The organism is Vibrio alfacsensis (assembly GCF_019670485.1).
GTDB lineage: Bacteria > Pseudomonadota > Gammaproteobacteria > Enterobacterales > Vibrionaceae > Vibrio > Vibrio alfacsensis.
In genome coordinates this window covers 1,667,385-1,686,225 of sequence record NZ_AP024165.1, presented here as the reverse complement: position 1 = coordinate 1,686,225, position 18,841 = coordinate 1,667,385, and the positions used below count along the sequence as shown (strand labels likewise).

13 protein-coding genes are annotated in these 18,841 nt (G+C 44.4%); 9 read left to right on the top strand and 4 right to left on the bottom strand.

Annotation, left to right across the window (positions count from 1 at the left end; translation table 11 throughout):
- The first annotated feature begins 172 nt into the window (after positions 1 to 172).
- Together hrpA and VA249_RS07965 are read left to right on the top strand one after the other, a co-directional pair.
- Positions 173 to 4,159: an ATP-dependent RNA helicase HrpA gene (hrpA, locus tag VA249_RS07970; protein ID WP_420864274.1), complete on the top strand. Its 3,987-nt coding sequence runs from the start codon at positions 173 to 175 to the stop codon at positions 4,157 to 4,159.
- Positions 4,160 to 4,370: 211 nt separating this feature from the next.
- A complete protein-coding gene (locus VA249_RS07965) occupies positions 4,371 to 4,850 on the top strand; it encodes a porin family protein (protein ID WP_221069897.1) in 480 nt (159 codons plus the stop codon).
- Between the two features lie 125 nt (positions 4,851 to 4,975).
- Here VA249_RS07965 and VA249_RS07960 read toward each other — a convergent pair whose 3' ends face one another.
- The 4 genes from VA249_RS07960 to proV all read right to left on the bottom strand — a co-directional run bounded on the left by VA249_RS07960 (position 4,976) and on the right by proV (position 9,891).
- Entirely contained in the window at positions 4,976 to 6,379 is a 1,404-nt protein-coding gene (locus VA249_RS07960) for an MATE family efflux transporter (RefSeq protein WP_221067603.1), read from the bottom strand.
- A gap of 225 nt (positions 6,380 to 6,604) precedes the next feature.
- Positions 6,605 to 7,612, bottom strand: a complete 1,008-nt coding sequence (gene proX, locus VA249_RS07955) for a glycine betaine/L-proline ABC transporter substrate-binding protein ProX (RefSeq protein WP_128810789.1) — start codon at positions 7,610 to 7,612, stop codon at positions 6,605 to 6,607.
- Positions 7,605 to 8,699 carry a glycine betaine/L-proline ABC transporter permease ProW gene (proW, locus tag VA249_RS07950; protein WP_221067602.1) on the bottom strand — a complete coding sequence of 365 codons (1,095 nt, stop codon included), beginning with the start codon at positions 8,697 to 8,699 and terminating at the stop codon, positions 7,605 to 7,607. Before proW ends, proX begins: the two co-directional genes overlap by 8 nt.
- Positions 8,700 to 8,703: 4 nt before the next feature.
- Positions 8,704 to 9,891 (bottom strand): glycine betaine/L-proline ABC transporter ATP-binding protein ProV, encoded by a 1,188-nt coding sequence (gene proV, locus VA249_RS07945; RefSeq protein ID WP_221067601.1) that lies wholly within the window; start codon positions 9,889 to 9,891, stop codon positions 8,704 to 8,706.
- A gap of 415 nt (positions 9,892 to 10,306) precedes the next feature.
- Between proV and VA249_RS07940 the strand changes: the two genes are divergently transcribed.
- The 7 genes from VA249_RS07940 (at position 10,307) to VA249_RS07910 (ending at position 18,839) form a co-directional block, all read left to right on the top strand.
- A complete protein-coding gene (locus tag VA249_RS07940) occupies positions 10,307 to 12,187 on the top strand; it encodes a DUF294 nucleotidyltransferase-like domain-containing protein (RefSeq protein WP_221067600.1) in 1,881 nt (626 codons plus the stop codon).
- The gene (locus tag VA249_RS07935) at positions 12,187 to 12,933 is read left to right on the top strand and encodes a 3'-5' exonuclease (RefSeq protein ID WP_221067599.1); all 747 of its coding nucleotides are present in this window, start codon (positions 12,187 to 12,189) and stop codon (positions 12,931 to 12,933) included. Before VA249_RS07940 ends, VA249_RS07935 begins: the two co-directional genes overlap by 1 nt.
- 191 nt (positions 12,934 to 13,124) lie before the next feature.
- Entirely contained in the window at positions 13,125 to 14,789 is a 1,665-nt protein-coding gene (locus VA249_RS07930; protein ID WP_221067598.1) for a BCCT family transporter, read from the top strand.
- 315 nt (positions 14,790 to 15,104) lie between these two features.
- Positions 15,105 to 15,638 carry a diaminobutyrate acetyltransferase gene (ectA, locus tag VA249_RS07925; RefSeq protein WP_221067597.1) on the top strand — a complete coding sequence of 178 codons (534 nt, stop codon included), beginning with the start codon at positions 15,105 to 15,107 and terminating at the stop codon, positions 15,636 to 15,638.
- A 36-nt stretch (positions 15,639 to 15,674) separates the two neighbouring features.
- Entirely contained in the window at positions 15,675 to 16,940 is a 1,266-nt protein-coding gene (gene ectB, locus VA249_RS07920) for a diaminobutyrate--2-oxoglutarate transaminase (protein WP_221067596.1), read from the top strand.
- Between the two features lie 13 nt (positions 16,941 to 16,953).
- Positions 16,954 to 17,340, top strand: a complete 387-nt coding sequence (locus VA249_RS07915) for an ectoine synthase (protein ID WP_128810797.1) — start codon at positions 16,954 to 16,956, stop codon at positions 17,338 to 17,340.
- Between the two features lie 74 nt (positions 17,341 to 17,414).
- Complete coding sequence (locus VA249_RS07910) at positions 17,415 to 18,839, top strand: aspartate kinase (protein WP_221067595.1); 1,425 nt, start codon at positions 17,415 to 17,417, stop codon at positions 18,837 to 18,839.
- Positions 18,840 to 18,841: the final 2 nt, after the last annotated feature.

Here is an 18,841-nt window from a genome sequence, read left to right as displayed (position 1 = left end):
TTCGGCTATGGGATGTATTATAGGCGGTACATCGAGGCTCAAAATCCTGCTTATTTGCTCAAGTTGTTCGAAATATTTGAATAAGATTGAGAGTGGCTTTCCGTTATCCTGTTTTCCCCCTTGTGTGATACAATCTGCACAGATTTATGTAATGAAAAGAATAGGAAACGCTTTGACTTCGTCACAGCCCCCAAAAAAGACCTCTGCTGAAAACTCAGCGGCACCAGAGACTGGTGTTTCAAAGGCACAAGCAACTCAGACCGCCGCTCCACAAGTTCACGTGAATAGCGCAGCGTCACTACGCAAAGCATTAAGTCAATGTATGATGCGTGATCGCTTCCGTTTAAGTAAGCGAATCTCAGGTGCGAGCAAAATTAAGAAAGACGCGGCGCGTAATGCTGTGTTTGATGAAATCGCATTAGATATCGCTAAATCTATGATGGTGGTCGAGCAACGTAGCCGTTTTCAACCTACGATTGAATATCCAGAAATCCTGCCAGTTAGCCAAAAGCGTGACGATATTGCTAAAGCGATTGAAGCGCACCAAGTGGTTATTGTTGCTGGTGAGACAGGCTCAGGCAAAACGACGCAATTACCAAAAATTTGTGCAGAACTTGGACGTGGCAAGTTTGGTCTGATTGGCCATACTCAGCCGCGCCGACTTGCCGCTCGTTCGGTTGCAAACCGTATCGCAGAAGAGATGGAAACTAAGTTAGGCGACTTTGTCGGTTATAAAGTTCGATTTAACGATCAGATCTCTGAAAATACGCAAATCAAATTGATGACAGACGGTATCTTGTTGGCTGAGATCCAACATGACCGTTTTTTAAATCAATATGACACCATCATCATCGATGAAGCGCATGAACGTAGCTTGAATATCGATTTCATCCTAGGTTACTTGAAAGAGTTGTTGCCACGTCGTCCTGACTTGAAAGTGATCATTACGTCGGCAACCATCGACCCTGAACGATTCTCTAAGCATTTTAATAATGCACCGATCATTGAAGTCTCCGGTCGTACTTACCCAGTTGAGACCCGATACCGCCCCCTAAGCGGTGATGACGACACCGATCGTGATCAGCTTGAAGGCATTTTCGAAGCCGTAGATGAACTGTGTGATGAAGGTTTAGGTGACATTCTGATCTTCATGAACGGTGAACGTGAAATCCGTGATACCGCAGACGCCTTGTCTAAACGTAATCTTAAAAGCACAGAAATCGTGCCGCTTTATGCGCGTTTATCAGCGGGCGAGCAGAATAAGATTTTCCAACCTCACGCAGGTCGTCGAATCGTATTGGCGACCAACGTAGCGGAAACGTCGTTAACAGTTCCTGGCATCAAGTACGTTATTGACCCGGGTACGGCACGTATTAGCCGATACAGCTACCGAACCAAAGTTCAGCGTCTTCCAATTGAACCTATCTCTCAGGCAAGCGCGAACCAGCGTAAAGGTCGTTGTGGTCGTGTGGAAGAGGGTATCTGTATTCGTTTGTACTCAGAAGATGATTTTGAGTCACGTCCAGAGTTTACCGATCCAGAAATTCTGCGTACCAACCTAGCGTCGGTTATCTTGCAGATGACGGCCCTTGGCTTGGGTGACATTCAAGCGTTCCCATTTGTGGAAGCGCCTGATAAACGCAATATCCAAGACGGTGTGCGTTTGTTGGAAGAGCTTGGTGCCATTAACGCAGAAATCAGCGATCCTAAGAAACGACTAACGAGCATTGGTCGTCAGCTTGCTCGTCTGCCAATCGACCCACGTTTAGCGCGTATGGTACTGGAGGCGCCAAAGCAAGGTGCGTTGAAAGAAGTGATGATCATTGCAGCGGCGCTATCCATTCAAGATCCGCGTGAGCGTCCTTCAGACAAACAGCAATCGTCAGACGATAAACACCGCCGCTTCTTCCATGAAGAATCGGATTTCATGACGCTTGTTAACTTGTGGGATTACATTCAGAAGCAGCAAAAAGCATTAACAGGTAACCAGTTCCGTAAGCAATGTAAGCAAGACTACCTGAACTACTTGCGTGTGCGTGAGTGGCAAGATGTGTACTTCCAAATTCACCAGTCTATGCGTGAAATGGAATTTAAATTAAACACGGAACCTGCATCATACCATGGTGTACATAGCTCAATCTTAGTTGGTTTATTGTCCCATATCGGTATGAAAGACCAAGAGAAGAATGAGTACCAAGGCGCGCGTAATGCTCGTTTCCATATCTTTCCAGCATCGGGGCTATTTAAGAAACAGCCTAAGTGGATCATGTCGGCTGAGTTGGTTGAAACCTCAAAACTTTGGGGTCGCATCATTGCAAAAATTCAACCTGAATGGATTGAACCACTGGCGAAGCACTTAATTAAACGCAGCTACAGTGAACCGCATTGGTCTAAGAAACGTGCTGCGGTCATGGCGCATGAAAAAGTGATGCTGTATGGCGTACCAATCGTGCCGAAACGTTTGGTGAACTATGGCAGCATTGATGCCGCAGTGAGCCGTGAGATCTTCATTCGAAGTGCGCTGGTGGAGGGAGAGTGGGAAACTAAACATGCATTCTTCAAGCAAAACCGAAAACTGTTGCAAGAAGTGGAAGAGCTTGAGCACAAATCACGTCGCCGCGACATCTTGGTTGATGATGATGAGTTGTTTGATTTTTACGATCAGCGCGTTGGTACAGAAGTAGTTTCTGGTAAGCACTTCGATACATGGTGGAAAATTGCCTCTAAAGACAACAAAGAGCTGCTCAACTTTGAAAAAGAGATGCTGTTCAAAGGCGATGCGAGTCATGTGACGGATTTGGATTACCCGAACTTCTGGCATCAGAATAACCTGAAGCTCAAGTTAAGCTATCAATTTGAACCCGGAGATGACAACGATGGTGTGACTGTGCATCTACCGCTGCCAATTTTAAACCAAGTTGAACAAGCTGGCTTTGACTGGCAAATACCGGGCTTGCGTCATGAGCTGGTGGTCAGTTTGATCAAGTCTTTACCGAAAACAATTCGTAAGAACTTTGTCCCTGCACCAAACTACGCCGATGCGTTTTTGGCTCGTGTAACGCCGATGGAAGCGCCACTTCTTGATTCGTTAGAGAAAGAACTGCGCCGCATGACTGGCGTGGAAGTTTTGCGCGAAGATTGGAATGTGGATCAAATTCCAGAACACTTGAAAGTGACATTCCGCGCGGTTGACCATAGAAATCGCAAGTTAAAAGAGCATAAGAATCTCCACGAATTAAAAGAAAGCTTGAAAGAAAAAGTTCAGGAGACGCTTTCAAAAGTCGCGGATGATGATATTGAGCAGCAAGGTTTGCGAACGTGGAGTTTTGGTGAACTGCCGAAGGTGTATCAACAAAAACGTGGCGGTTACGATGTTAAAGCGTACCCTGCGATTGTCGATACCAAAGACAGTGTTGAGATCAAACTGTACGAGACTGAATTCGAGCAAGTGACGGCAATGCAAGCGGGCCAGCGCCGTTTGATTTTGTTGAATGTGCCATCACCGATTAAATATTTGCACACCAATTTACCGAACAAATCAAAGCTCGGGCTGTACTTTAACCCTTACGGAAAAGTATTGGATCTGATTGACGACTGTATCGCATGTGGTGTTGACAAGTTGATCGAAGAGCAGGGTGGTTTGGTATGGGAACCAGAGAAGTTTGAGGCTTTAAAAGAGCACGTCCGAGCGGAACTGGGCGATACCGTTGTTGAGATCGCACAGCAAGTTGAAACCATCTTGACAACGGCGTTCAATATTAATAAGAAATTGAAAGGTCGTATTGATTTCACGATGGCATTTGCGTTGTCTGACATCAAAGCGCAAATCGAGAGTTTGATTTTTAAAGGTTTTGCAACAGAGTGTGGCTGGAAACGTCTACCGGATATTCTACGTTACATGCGTGCGATTGAGCGTCGTATGGAGAAGCTACCGATTGATCCAAATAAAGATCGCTTGCACATGCTTAAAGTGGAATCAGTAACCAGCGATTACAAAGAGCTACTGAATAAAATTCCGAAAGGCATGGTGATACCAGAGAACGTAAAAGAGATTCGTTGGATGATTGAAGAGCTTCGGGTTAGCTTCTTTGCTCAACAATTAGGCACACCGTATCCGGTGTCTGATAAACGAATCAAAAATGCGATTGATGCTTGCTAACTGGTCAGTACAATAGCGACAGTTTTTTGTAGGGTTTGACGGGTTATCGAATGCTTGGTCACTTGTGGCCTTAGCTGGTACGGTAATTGCTATCACACTTCTATAAGTGTTTTTAAGTCATAAAGGAGGCAATGGTTCGCCTCCTTTATGTTTGCAGTACCCATCTCTGAATCAAACAGCAGTGGGTGATATTAAAGAGTAAAGGTTGATGATGAAGAAAACTCTATTGGCAGTGGCACTTCTTGGTGCTTCTTCTGCAGCGATGGCGGACTCATGGATTTATGGTGGTGCTTCTGTAGGTCAGTCTGACTACAAAGGCGAAACAGACACGTCATACTCTGTACACGTAGGTACAGGTATTCTGCCAATCATCGGTATTGAAGCTGGTGTTACTCAGCACGGCGAATTTAAAGTTGCAGGTAAAGAGACCAAGCTGACTTCTTACTACGCAGCACTTAAGCCAAGCATCGATTTTGGCCCACTTCACGTATACGCGAAAGGTGGTATCCACCAGTGGGATAAAAAAGTGAAAAATGGTGCAGATGATGATGATTACGATCTAATGTACGGTGTGGGTGCGGAATACTTCATTTTCGGTCCAATGTCTGTGGGCGCTAGTTACATGAACTACACTGCGGGTAAAGACGACATTGGTACGTTCTCTCTAAACGCAACACTACACTTCTTATAATCATCTAGCTGTGATAATGAGGAAAATAAAACACCGGCCAATTTGCCGGTGTTTTTGTTTTTGTCTAACGATTTTCTTCAGTTTAGTTTTTAACAGTGTGTCTAAGACGCCGATTTTTCGATGTTTTAATTGGCTATAAGCGTTAAGGCATCCGCTTCATCAAGTGGTTGTTTGGTACGCTTGATGACCAATGTAAGACGGATCAGCATTGCAATTGCAGCTATGGTTAAACCCGTAACAATACCAACCCAAAAGCCTTTCTCTCCCATTGCAGGGACAATTTCATCGGTAATACCAAGCAGCATGCCCAGCGGTAGGGCGAGGCCCCAGTACGCAAGGATAGCTAAAATCATTGGGATCTTTGTGTCTTTATAGCCGCGAAGCGCACCATTGGCAGAGGTTTGCAGTGCATCACTAAACTGGTAAACCGCGGTGAACATCAAAAGTGTCGCTGCTGTGGCTGATACGATAGGGTCGGTGGTGTACAGGCGTATGATCCAATCTGGGAAGAGTAGGAAAAACGCGACAGAGACCAAAGACAACCCTGCTGTGGTAACGACACCCACGAAACTACGATGAGAAGCGCAAACTAGCTTTTTCTCACCTAATGCATGCCCGACACGAATGGTAATACCAAAAGAGAGGCTCATCGGGATCATATAAGTCATGCTTGAAATATTGAGCGCGATTTGTGCTGCAGCAACGTTTTCTGCGCCAATACGACCAATAAGAAGTGCAATGACAGCAAATATGCTGCCACAAACGGCGATATTTAGACCAATAGGCATTCCGAGTTTAAACAGCTGTTTGATTTCTTTCCAAACAGGTGCCAAATCTGCGAAGTGAAGAATCGATTTGTAATGGTGATGACGCTTGATATAACTAAACAGTAGGCCTGACATCAACCAGTAGACTAAACTCGTCGCCCAACCACAGCCAACGGCCCCAAGGGTAGGCATACCAAACTTGCCGTAGATCAGAATGTAGTTAACAGGAATGTTGACTAATAGACCGATGACAGAAATCAACATAGGCGCGCGGGTGTTATTCATCCCCTCACAAAAGCCATTTAAGGTGTAGAACAGAGCAATGCCCGGAACACCGAAAGCAAGTGCAACGACATAATCACTGGCAATGGGAATGATTTCGCTTGCGACGCCTAAACTTAACAGGATTGTCTCACCGAGTAGTAGGTAGACAATCAAAATGGTGCTAACGAAAGCAGCGAGCCACATCATTTGAATGAACGAGATTCGGATACTATCGTAATTTTGTGCGCCGCGGTGATAAGCCACTACCGGAGTTAGGGCCATAATGATGCCACGAAGCAATAGCGAAACGGGTAGCCATAAACTGGTGCCTAATGCAATCGCAGCAAGATCGGCAGCGCTGACTTGGCCAGCCATTGTCGTATCTACAAAGCCCATTGATTGGGTAGCAAGTTGCATTAGGATGATTGGGATCGACAAATGCAGCAGTGCGCCCGATTCTTTAAAAAAACGAGTAAAAGAGGAAGGTGTGTTTTGCATGGATGTAAGTAAACACCAATATCAATGCACCAATGAAAGCAGGATAGCGTTGTGCATTGTAGGGTGTGCCCCGTAGGCAAGCGAAATATACGGGCTTTTGTTGTTCGATTCAATGTGTAATTGAGATCACAAAGAAACGTTTGCTTGTTGTGGAAGTAAATAAAAAAGAGTCAATTGATTGATTCAATTGACTCTTACAAACATCAAACGAGTGTACAGTGTTGATTACATTGCCGCTTTTTTAGCTTCTGCTACCCAAGAGTCGAAGAGGCCTTGATTTGCTTTAATCCAACCATTTACATGAGACTCGATGTCTGCAGAGCTATTTTTCCCTTGGCTCATCATCATGTTTTGAGCGCTCACGTCATTGATGTCGAGTTTTACGATCTCAAACAGTTTCGCCGCAGATGGATTTTTTTCTGCAAATTCTTTGTTTGCCACAATACGCATTGAGTTCATTTCAAACCCGTAGTTTTTGCCATTTGCTAATGCTGTGTCGACATCTTTACGCTCACCTGGCAGCGCAGAGAAAGGCACTTCTAGCCATACCACGTCTTTACCCGGAATTAATACGCCACTTACCCAGTAAGGTGTCCATGTGTAATAGAGAATCGGGTCGCCTTTCTTATAACGTGAGATGGTATCTGCGATGATTGCTGCGTAGTTACCTTGGTTGTGAGTGACAGTGTCACGAAGTTTGTAAGCGTTTAACTGCTCCTCAATCACCATTTCACAGCCCCATCCTGGGTTACAGCCGGTTAGATCAGCTTTACCATCACCATTCGCATCAAACAATTTCGCTAACTCAGGGTCAGTCAATTGGCCAATGTTGGTAATGTTGTATTTCTCTGCGGTCTTTTTATCAATTAAATAACCTTGCGCAGCCCCACTGACGTATTGACCTTGACGATAGAATTTCTCGTCACCACCAGACATGGTGTATTTATCCGCATGAAGAGGAAACCAACCTACCGCAAGAAACGTGGCGTCGCCTTTTGCAATGGAAGTGTAGCCAACGTTGTAATCGACTTCTTTGGTTGGTTTTACATCGTAACCTAGCGCTTCTAGGGCACGGTTAACAATCAAAGTTTGAAAGGTTTCTTCTGCAACGGTGGATTGAACTGGCTGAACAGAAACGCCTTTGCCTGGAAGATCATTTGCCAATGCGCTCATAGAAAAGGTCATTGTCGTCAAAGCACCTGCCGTTAGGGCTTTCTTCCATGAATTAGTCATTTGTATTTCTCCTTAATTTTAGGTCAGGTTGTTTCTTCTTTCTTGTCAGTTGTAATAGGCCAGAGATAGGGCCGGTGTGATACCAACGCACTTTCGTATTTCCGGCGTTGACGCCAAGAACTTGAGTAATGCGGTCAAGTAAGATCGCGAGAATGACGATGCCGATACCACCGACAGCGGCAAGTCCCATATCCAATCGGCCAATTCCTCTTAATACCATTTGACCTAAACCGCCAACGGCAATCATGGAGGCAATCACGACCATTGACAGTGAAAGCATCAATGTTTGGTTTACCCCAGCCATAATGGTAGGTAGAGCTAAAGGAAGTTGGATTCGATAAAGCATCTGTTTCTTGCTTGCGCCGAACGAGTGACCGGCTTCAATAAGCTCTTCAGGTACTTGTTGAATACCAAGAATAGTGAGTCGAACGACTGGAGGTAGGGCAAAGATGATGGTCACGACGACACCTGGCACGTTACCGATACCAAATAACATGACGATAGGAACCAAATACACAAACGCCGGGGTCGTTTGCATTGCATCGAGTATTGGCCGCACGATTTTTGCGGCGGTTTGACTGCGTGCTAACCAAATACCCATAGGGAGACCGATGAGCAGGCAAAAGAAAACGGAAGTGAGCACCAGAGACAGCGTCGTCATCGCTTGCGTCCATGCGCCAATTAATCCGATAAAAATAAGAGAAAGCAGCGTCGCCACGCCCAAACGCAAATTAGAAAATTGCCATGCGAGTAAAAATAGAATCAACAGCATGAAAGGCGCTGGGGTGGAAACCAATGCGGTTTCAAATGAAGAAAGAATAAAATCAATGGGAACTCGAATTGCTTGAAAGACGGGCCTGCCGTGCTCAACGAGCCAATCTAACCCTGACTCGACCCAAGTATCTAACGGTAACACGGCATCTTGAAATGGATTCATTACATCAAATGTTTTCTCATCTACCGTTTCTGTGTTGAGCCAGTCATTATTTGCCGTTGTTGGTGAATCTTGTGCCCACGGATTACTTTGAGCTTCCGTTTCTTGAGTCGTCTGTGACCATGGATCGTTGTTGGTTGTTTCTGATGACATCACATTATTCCTTATCCAACGTTTGTAAGAGACGCGATTTTGTCACGACACCAAAGTAGGCACCTTGCTCATCCACAACAGGGACGGCGTAAGGAACGTTAGCAACGGTTCCGAGGATTTCGTTGATGGATTGTTGCGGTAGTAAAGTCACGCCATCTTCAAGTTGTGCACTGGCTAGGGAACGGTTTTCTTTGTGAGCGAGGCGTAATGAGTCTATCGAAACAATGCCGGAGTAGTGGTTAGAACGGTCAACGACGATGCCATAATCTCGATCATGATCCATCAGAATCTGCATCGCTGAACCAGGCCCATCGTGTTCAGACTTTTTAAATACAGCGGCAGGCTTCTTACGAGCAATGTCTTTTGCGGTGAGCACACTGGCGACATTCACCCCGCGGAAAAAGGCTTCAACATAATCGTTGGCAGGGTTATGGAGTATTTCATCGGGTGTTCCTACTTGAACCACATCGCCATTTTGCATAATCGCGATTCGGTCACCGATTCGCATTGCTTCGTCTAAGTCATGAGAAATAAAAACGATGGTTCGCTTATCATCGTTTTGAAGACGAATCAGCTCATCTTGCATTTCAGTTCGAATAAGAGGATCGAGTGCTGAAAAGGCTTCATCCATCAGTAGGATATCTGGGTCGCAAGCGAGCGCTCGAGCCAAACCGACACGCTGCTTCATTCCACCGGACAATTCATCAGGATAAGAATCGGCGTTTGCTTCTAGACCAACACGTTGAAGTGCATCGAGGGCGCTTTTATTACGCTCGTTGAGGTTAACCCCCGCTAATTCGAGACCAAACGCGGCATTTTCAACGACGGTCATGTGAGGCATCAGAGCAAAGTTTTGGAATACCATTGAGATGTCGTTTCGGCGAACTTCTCTTAACTCATCGTCGGAAATATGGGCGATGTCATTGCCTTTAAGGTAGACGCTTCCCTTGGAGGGTTCGATTAATCGGTTAAGTAGGCGAACTAACGTAGATTTTCCTGAACCAGACAGCCCCATGATGACAAAAATTTCTCCCTCATTGATTGAGAGCGAGACATTATTAACACCGACCGTTAATCCAGTTTGCTCAAAGATCTGATCTTTATCTATGCCTTTCTCTATCAATGAGAATGCTCGTTCGGGATTGTCACCAAACACTTTATACAGTCCCTTAACTTCCAGTATGGGATCCATTTGAATTGTCCTTAATGTATATGGTTTATCGTCAAATGTTTTGTACTCTAAGCAAAAGTGGCGAAAATTTCAATAAAACAGTCAATTTGATCCTGCTTTATATGGGGTGGTAATGAACGTTTTTCTGATTGATTTGGTGATATCTTATTGATATTTATCTGTCGGTTTGACTTTGAAACTAAATGAGGTGACACGAGTGTTATGGTTGTCAGATATGATTTGATTATTCGTAATCTAATTAATTAAGTGCTCAATTAGTGTGGCATTGTGATTTTGCATTGACATCATACTGGTTGGGTTAAAGACTTTATGCTGAATATCGCATCAGTTGTTACTGGGTATAGATTTATTTATTGCTTGATTCCTATCTTGGTGATATTTATCACTACAGTTTAGGAAGTACATGGAATAAAGAATGGAAGCCGAGCAATTAGAAGTTCTCAACTTCATTAGCCAACACCCTCCTTTTGATGATCTACCAGAAGAACAACTTAGAAACATTGCACTGAATGCGGAAGTCGCTTATTACCGAGCGGGTACTGACATTCTTAAAAAAGGCGATGATATTCGTGATCTCTACATGATTCGTAGCGGTGTAGTAGAAATCTATCGACGCAAAGGTGAGTTGTACAACCGCTTTGATACTGGTGGTGTATTTGGCCAGATGGGCCTATTGATGAACAACCGTGTTCGGATGCCAGCAAAAGCAATAGAAGATACTCTGGTGTACTGCATACCAGAAAAAATCTTCGTTGAACTTTGCGATGAATTTGAGAATTTTGCGGACTTCATGGAATTAGAAGACAGTGCAAGATTGCGCACTGCTGTTTCTAATCATTCAGATGGCAACGATTTTACCACGGCTAAAGCGCGCAAAATATTAAGCCGAGAACCCGTCACTTTAGAAGCGACCGCAACCATTCAAGAAGCGGCAATATTGATGGCCGAAGAGGGGGTGACAGCCTTACTCATTGTTCGACCGTTTGAAGAATTGACGGAAGAAGATGATGATCAATTGTTGGGTATTTTGACTGACCGCGATCTCTGTATTCGAGTCTTAGCGCAAGGAATTGAGACCAACATTCAAGTCAGCGAAGTCATGACCTATGACGTCGTGTCACTCGACTATAGTGCATATGTGTTTGAAGCTATGCTTACGATGCTGCGGTATAACGTTCATCATTTGCCAATTTTAAAGGACCGCAAACCAATTGGCGTGATCAGTATGACGGATATTGTTCGTTATGAATCACAAAACAGTTTGTTGCTCGTGAGCTCTATTTTCCAACAAAACACGGTGGAGGATCTTAAAGCTGTCTCTAAACAGGTGAAAGATTGCTTTGTTCGCATGGTGAGTGAAGATGCCAACGCGCACATGGTTGGCCGAGCGATGTCGGTGATTGGTTCTAGCTTTAAACAGCGTTTAGCTGAACTTGCAGAGCAAGAGTTTGGTCCTGCTCCGGTTCCTTACTGTTTAGTTGCAATGGGCTCGATGGCGCGTGATGAGCAGCTCATCGTTACAGACCAAGACAATGCTCTTATTCTTGATAACAGTTACGATCCACAAAAACATGGCGAGTACTTTGCGCAGTTCGCCAAGTTTGTTTGCGATGGGCTAGCAGAATGTGGTTATACCTATTGTACTGGCGATATCATGGCAACCAATCCTGAATGGCGTAAAACACGCGCCGAATGGGAAGAATGTTTTGCTAACTGGATCGATAACCCAACGCCAGAGCGACTACTCAATAGTAGTATCTTTTTTGATTTACTTGGCGTGCATGGCCGAGTGAAGTGGGCCGAGCAACTGAGTGGATTTATTGCTCGTCGTGCTAAGAAGAACAGTCGATTTTTGGCTTGTATGGCTTATAACGCCATTCTTCGGACGCCGCCGCTGGGCTTTTTCAAAGACTTTGTGATGGAGAAAGACGGGCGTCATCGAAATTCCATTAACTTGAAGCGCCGTGGTACTGCGCCAATGGCAGATTTGATACGTGTTCATGCTTTAGCGATTGGTTCTCGCTCGCAAAATTCATTTGAACGTCTGGATGACATTAACAATGCGGGAATTTTACCGAAAGGGCGTGGAATGGACTTGAAAGACGCCATGGAACTGATTTACATGGTCCGTATTCGCCATCAAGCATTGGATATTGAAAATGGCGAAGAGCCAGATAACAATATTGAGCCTGAGCATATGTCCGAGTTTGAGCGCCGGAATTTGAAAGCGGCATTTCAGATTTTAAGTAACGCCCAGAATTTTATTAAGTTCCGCTACCAGAGAAGCAGCAAATAATGTGGTTTTCTAAAAGTAAGCAGGGTGATTCACCATTACTTAATACAAGTCAGACTCCTGAATGGGCAAAGTTGTTTCAGCAATTGGCTGCCCAGGCGAAAGACGAACGACTTAAGCGTTACTACTCAACACCAATTACAGATGGTGATACGCCGCTTAAAGACGTGTCTTTTGTGTCGATCGATTTTGAAACTACAGGTTTGAACGCAGAAGAAGATGCGATTCTAACCATCGGTCTTGTGCCTTTTACTATCGATAGAGTTCAATGTTTGGGATCACGTCATTGGATCGTGAACCCGAACCGAGAGCTAAATGAAGAATCAGTGGTTATTCATGGTATTACCGATTCTGAAGTACGTAATGCACCTCAATTAGAAGAGATACTGGACTCGATCTTAGAGGCGATGAGCGGAAAGGTGGTTTTGGTCCACTATAAAAATATTGAGCGCCAGTTTTTCAATAACGCGTTATTAAACACAATAGGGGAGGGTATTCAATTTCCGGTTGTGGATACCTTAGATATTGAGTATGCAATTCAAAGGCGTCAATGCGAGGGGTGGATAAATCGACTAAAAGGTAAGAAACCGGGATCCGTGCGTTTGGGGCATGCTCGAGAGAGGTATGGTTTACCTGCTTATCAGCCTCATCATGCTTTAACGGATGCATTGGCAACGGCGGAGCTATTTCAAGCCCAGTTACAGTACCATTTTGACCGCGAAATGCCGCTGTCTAAAGTTTGGCAATAAAAATTATTAGTCGTCCCGATAACAAAATAAAATGCGTTATCGGGGTGTTTAACGTTAAAATTACAGCGTAGAGCAATAATTCTAAAGACGATGCAAGAATCGTTTACAAGCGATACGACAAGTGACGCAAGAAAGCCATCACTCCCAGTCCTACATTTTTTATTTGGTCACAGATTTTAAGGAGATAAATCGTGAGCACTGACAACAACGGTGGCATTCAACGCCCCGACGGTAAAGTTAATGCTATTGATACTGACTACCAGATTGGTCAGGATAACGTAGCGTTAAAAGTAGGCCCATTCGGCCTCGACATTCACAACCGAGTATTTGCAATTTCAGGTATGTCGATCATCCTGTTCGTAGTGCTAACACTTGCTTTCAGACAACAAGTTGAACCGTTCTTCTCTGGTTTACGTAATTGGCTTGTCTCTAACCTTGATTGGTTCTTCCTTTCTGCAGGTAACATTTTTGTCGTTGTGTGTTTGCTGTTAATCGTAACGCCGCTAGGTCGCGTGCGTATCGGTGGTACAGAAGCAACGCCTGATTACACCTATGCAGGTTGGCTAGCGATGTTGTTCGCAGCTGGTATGGGTATCGGCCTGGTCTTCTTTGGTGTTTCTGAGCCAATGTCTCACTTTAGTGCTGCATTGGGTGGCGTGAACGTCGAGGGTGGTGTTCGTACTGACTGGGCTCCCCTAGGCGCTGCGCAAGGCAATACAGAAGCCGCTTCTGCACTAGGCATGGCTGCAACGATTTACCACTGGGCACTTCACCCTTGGTCGATTTATGCACTATTGGCTCTAGGTTTGGCGATTTTCTCGTTCAACAAAGGCCTACCTCTAACGATGCGTTCTATTTTCTACCCACTTTTCGGTGAGCGCGTTTGGGGTTGGGTTGGTCACGTGATCGATATTTTGGCTGTTATCGCTACAGTATTTGGTCTGGCGACGTCTCTAGGTTATGGTGCATCTCAAGCTGCTACAGGTCTGAACTTCTTGTTTGATATTCCTGTGAATAATACCACTCAGGTTATACTGATCGTGGTTATTACAGCACTTGCATTGATTTCTGTGGTTGCTGGTTTGGATAGTGGTGTCAAACGCTTATCTGAAATCAACATGGGACTAGCTGCGTTGTTGCTATTGTTTGTGATCATCGTTGGTCCAACATTGGCGATCATGACCGGCTTCTTTGAGAACATTGGAGCGTACCTAACTAATATCCCGGCGTTGTCCATGCCATTTGGTCGTGAAGATGTAAACTACTCACAAGGTTGGACTGCATTCTACTGGGCGTGGTGGATCTCATGGTCACCATTCGTAGGTATGTTCATTGCACGTGTATCTCGTGGTCGTTCAGTTCGTGAATTTATCATTTGTGTTATTTTGATCCCATCAACTGTTTGTGTTCTTTGGATGACGGCGTTTGGTGGTACGGCAATTAGCCAATACGTGAACGATGGTTACCAAGCGGTATTCGACGCAGAACTGCCACTTAAACTGTTTGCGATGTTAGATGTGATGCCGCTGTCTGAAATCACTTCTATCGTTGGTATCATCCTAGTTGTGGTGTTCTTCATCACTTCAGCAGACTCAGGTTCTCTAGTTATCGATACGATCGCGGCTGGTGGTAAAGTGGATGCACCAACACCACAACGTGTATTCTGGTGTACGTTTGAGGGCTTAGTTGCGATTGCGCTAATGCTAGGTGGTGGTCTTGCAGCTGCTCAAGCAATGGCGGTAACAACGGGTCTACCATTTACTATCGTTCTTCTTGTTGCAACGGTATCTTTGGTGAAAGGCTTGATGGATGAACCTCGTCCATCGTCTAAATCGGCGAAGAAAGCGAAAGCTTAATCTCTTCACCTCAAAAGATAACAAAACGGCATGCTTTGGCATGCCGTTTTTTTTTGCGTATTTTTTGCGAAAACAAACTCTGTTAAAAAGCTCCGTATTGTTTAGGCCATCCTTTCGTTCATTAACAAAAAATCTTGCGACACCCTATAAATAAATTAGACCTCAAATAAAATAACTTTTCATGCTTAATTTAATTTCATGTGATAATAATCACAAAAGTCGTCTTTAAATAGGCTTGGGTTTGATTTCTACTACCAAAAAATGCTCATAATACGCCCGAAATTAATTAGAGTACGAAAGGATATGTATCTACACATGATCACATCAGCTCCTTGGGTGATGTATCCAGAAATTGGACAGGACCCAAGTCAAAAATGGATTTTTCGCGAGCCTAGAGCGGCCGATGGTGATGAAGTTTACAGCTTGATCGCGGACTGCCCTCCGCTCGATATGAACTCTTCTTATTGTAACTTTCTCCAATCCACCCATTTTTCTAAAACCTGCATCTTGGTCGAACATAAAGGCAAAGTAGCGGGCTTTATTTCTGGCTATCAAAAGCCATCAGAGCCTAGCGTCCTATTTGTTTGGCAAGTGGCGGTTGCTCCTCATGCTCGTGGTAAAGGGCTCGCATTTACTATGCTCGAAGCGCTTTTGAATCGAGATGGGCTAGAGAATATTTCCGCAATAGAAACAACAATTACCGAAGACAATGCGGCATCGTGGGCACTGTTTAAGAAGATCGATGCGAAACATGGCAACTTTGGTGAGGTGACGACTTTCTTGGACGAAATGGAGCACTTCAAAGGCAAGCACGATACAGAATATCTTTATCGTATTCCCCTCAAATAACCTTTACTTACTAGGAATTAAATAAACGGTCTCATCATGGATATTTTCAAAAAGCAGGAATCTAACGTTCGTTCATACTCCAACAGTTTTCCGGTGATCTTTCGTAAAGCAAAAGGGTGCTGGCTAGAAACAGAGCAAGGTGAGCGCTACCTAGACTTCCTCGCTGGAGCGGGATCTCTAAATTACGGACACAATAATTCAGAGCTTAAACAGGCATTACTTGAATACATCGAAATGGATGGTATTACTCATGGCCTTGATATGCATTCAGAGGCGAAAGCTTCATTCTTAGAAGCGTTAGATGACCTTATTCTTAAGCCAAGAAATTTGGAATACAAAGTACAGTTCACCGGGCCAACGGGAACAAACGCGGTAGAAGCGGCATTAAAACTGGCCAAAAAAGTAAAAGCAAGAAGTTCGATTGTTGCGTTTACTAATGGCTTTCATGGTTGCACTGCTGGGGCCTTAGCCGCGACAGGTAATCAGCATCATAGACAAGGTGCGGGCTCACCACTTAACAACGTTACGCGTATTCCATTTGAGGGCTATGCAGGTATTGATGGCTTAACGCTGTTTGAAACCATGCTTAATGATAACTCAGCGGGCATGGATAAACCGGCGGCGGTTTTAATTGAAACTGTACAAGGAGAGGGGGGGCTAAACGTCGCTTCCAACGCATGGTTACAGAGATTAGAAAAAATATGCCATTCCAACGATATTCTCCTCATTGTTGATGACATTCAAGCTGGCTGTGGCCGAACGGGTACATTCTTCAGTTTTGAACCGTCAGGTATTAAGCCAGATATGGTTACGCTATCAAAATCCATTGGTGGTTATGGTTTACCAATGGCTGTTGTATTGCTCAAACCAGAACTTGATCAATGGAAGCCTGGTGAACATAACGGCACGTTTCGCGGAAATAATCACGCATTTATTACTGCAGCAAAAGCGTTAGAAGTCTATTGGTCAAATGACAACTTTGAACAACACATCAAACGCTGTTCAGAGAAAGTTGATGAAGTGATACAACGCTGCGTTTCTCGTTTCCCAGAAATGTTTGTGCAGCGCAAAGGGCGCGGCATGATGATTGGAATCGAATGTCAAAACGGCCAGTTATCGGGTGATATCGCCAAAACATGTTTTGAAAAAGGCATGGTCATTGAAACGGCAGGCCCGAATGATGAGGTTGTGAAGTTTTTCTGTCCGTTGACCATTACCAACGCTGAGCTGGATCAAGGCCTAACAATATTTGAAGACGCAGTGGAAGCCATTGCAGCAAAACACTTTAAGAAAGCATCGTAACAAGGAAAGAATTATGATCGTTAGAACACTCGATGAGTGTCGCAACAGCGAAAGACGCGTAGTTTCAGATAACTGGGAAAGCGTTCGTATGCTGCTGAAAGATGACAATATGGGCTTCTCATTTCATATCACGACGATTTACGAAGACACCGAAACTCATATTCACTATCAAAACCACTTAGAGTCGGTTTTCTGTATGAGTGGAGAGGGCGAAATCGAGGTTGTTGGCGGTAAGACTTACCCAATTAAGCCCGGTACGCTTTATATCCTTGATAAGCATGATGAGCATTATCTACGCGCTTATAAAAACAAAGAAATGGTTATGGCATGCGTATTTAATCCACCGATTACCGGTACGGAAGTGCACGATGAAAATGGTGTCTATCCTCTCGTGGATTAACCATGTGTATTTGGGGTGAATTTACCCCATTTCCCCATTTCTTTTAAACATGACCAATTATTAAGGCCCCGCCCATGACCTTTACCGTAGAAAAAATCGGCGGTACATCGATGACTGCATTTGATGCGGTTCTCGACAACGTTCTTTTGCGTCCTCAAAATCCATATAACCGAATCTTTGTCGTGTCTGCGTACAGTGGAATGACGGATGCTTTACTTGAATGTAAGAAAACAGGCAAACCCGGTGTATATCAACTTATTGCGAAGCGAGATGATAGCTGGCAAGATGCGCTTGCGTATGTTGAAAGCCGAATGCTGCTGACAAACGAACATATTTTTGCTGATCCGATGAACCGAATGCGAGCAGATAAATTCATCCGTTCTCGTATCTCAGAAGCGAAAAATTGTGTTTCCAATATTCTTGAAACATGTCAGTACGGCCAATTTTCACTAAGGCACTATTTGCCGCAGATCAGAGAGTTTTTGTCTTCTATTGGAGAGGCGCATAGTGCTTACAATACGGCTCTAAAACTGAAGAACATTGGCATTAACGCAAAGTTTATTGATCTATCTGGTTGGGATAATCAACAACCCAAAAGTTTGGACGAAACCATTAGTAGCGCATTTGATGACATTGATGTGTCAGAAGAACTGCCAATTGTTACGGGGTACGCGTACTGCAAAGAGGGCTTAATGCACACCTACGATCGTGGTTACAGTGAAATGACATTTAGCCGTATCGCAGCCATTACCCAAGCAGACCTCGCAATTATTCACAAAGAGTACCATTTAAGCTCCGCTGATCCTCGTGTTGTCGGTGTCGACAATGTGAATCCGATTGGATCAACGAACTACGACGTCGCCGATCAGTTAGCCAATCTTGGTATGGAGGCGATTCATCCCAACGCGGCGGCAGGATTACGTGAAAGTGGCATCGAGCTACAAATCAAAAATACATTTGAACCAGAACACGATGGCACATTGATCTCGTCCGATTATCGCCCGGATACTGATCGTGTTGAAATTATTGCAGGCAAGCAGAAAGTGTTTGCATTGCATCTGTTCGATCAAGCTATGGTCGGCAAGGTGGACAACGTTAGCTACGAGTTAATGGAACTCATCGCTGATGCCAGAGTTAGCTTAATAGGAAAAGAGATGAATGCTAACTCGATTACGTATTACCTTGGTGGCAGTATGGACAGCTTGAACAAGGTTCTCTACAAAGCTGAGAAACGTTATCCTCAAGCAACAATCACGGGGCGCATGGTTGCATTAATATCTGCGATAGGCTCTCAAATTGATACCAATAAAACATTAGCAGAGGGTGTGCTCGCATTGATGAACAATGGCGTAACACCAATTGCACTGCATTCATCAATGAGGAATGTAAACGTACAATTTGTGGTGAGTGACAGCGAGTATCAACAAGCCATCTGTGCGCTACATGACGAGTTTTTTGAGCACGATAAGAGCGTAGCAGGGTCTGTGAACGTTGCTTAAAT

What these genes read in the sequence shown, in the direction of transcription:
- VA249_RS07915 (WP_128810797.1), top strand. Translation starts at nt 16,954, where the DNA reads ATGATCGTTAGAACACTCGATGAGTGTCGCAACAGCGAAAGACGCGTA.
- VA249_RS07965 (WP_221069897.1), top strand. Translation starts at nt 4,371, where the DNA reads ATGAAGAAAACTCTATTGGCAGTGGCACTTCTTGGTGCTTCTTCTGCA.
- ectB (WP_221067596.1), top strand. Translation starts at nt 15,675, where the DNA reads ATGGATATTTTCAAAAAGCAGGAATCTAACGTTCGTTCATACTCCAAC.
- VA249_RS07935 (WP_221067599.1), top strand. Translation starts at nt 12,187, where the DNA reads ATGTGGTTTTCTAAAAGTAAGCAGGGTGATTCACCATTACTTAATACA.
- VA249_RS07940 (WP_221067600.1), top strand. Translation starts at nt 10,307, where the DNA reads ATGGAAGCCGAGCAATTAGAAGTTCTCAACTTCATTAGCCAACACCCT.
- proX (WP_128810789.1), bottom strand. Translation starts at nt 7,612, where the DNA reads ATGACTAATTCATGGAAGAAAGCCCTAACGGCAGGTGCTTTGACGACA.
- VA249_RS07960 (WP_221067603.1), bottom strand. Translation starts at nt 6,379, where the DNA reads ATGCAAAACACACCTTCCTCTTTTACTCGTTTTTTTAAAGAATCGGGC.
- proV (WP_221067601.1), bottom strand. Translation starts at nt 9,891, where the DNA reads ATGGATCCCATACTGGAAGTTAAGGGACTGTATAAAGTGTTTGGTGAC.
- proW (WP_221067602.1), bottom strand. Translation starts at nt 8,699, where the DNA reads ATGTCATCAGAAACAACCAACAACGATCCATGGTCACAGACGACTCAA.
- VA249_RS07910 (WP_221067595.1), top strand. Translation starts at nt 17,415, where the DNA reads ATGACCTTTACCGTAGAAAAAATCGGCGGTACATCGATGACTGCATTT.
- ectA (WP_221067597.1), top strand. Translation starts at nt 15,105, where the DNA reads ATGATCACATCAGCTCCTTGGGTGATGTATCCAGAAATTGGACAGGAC.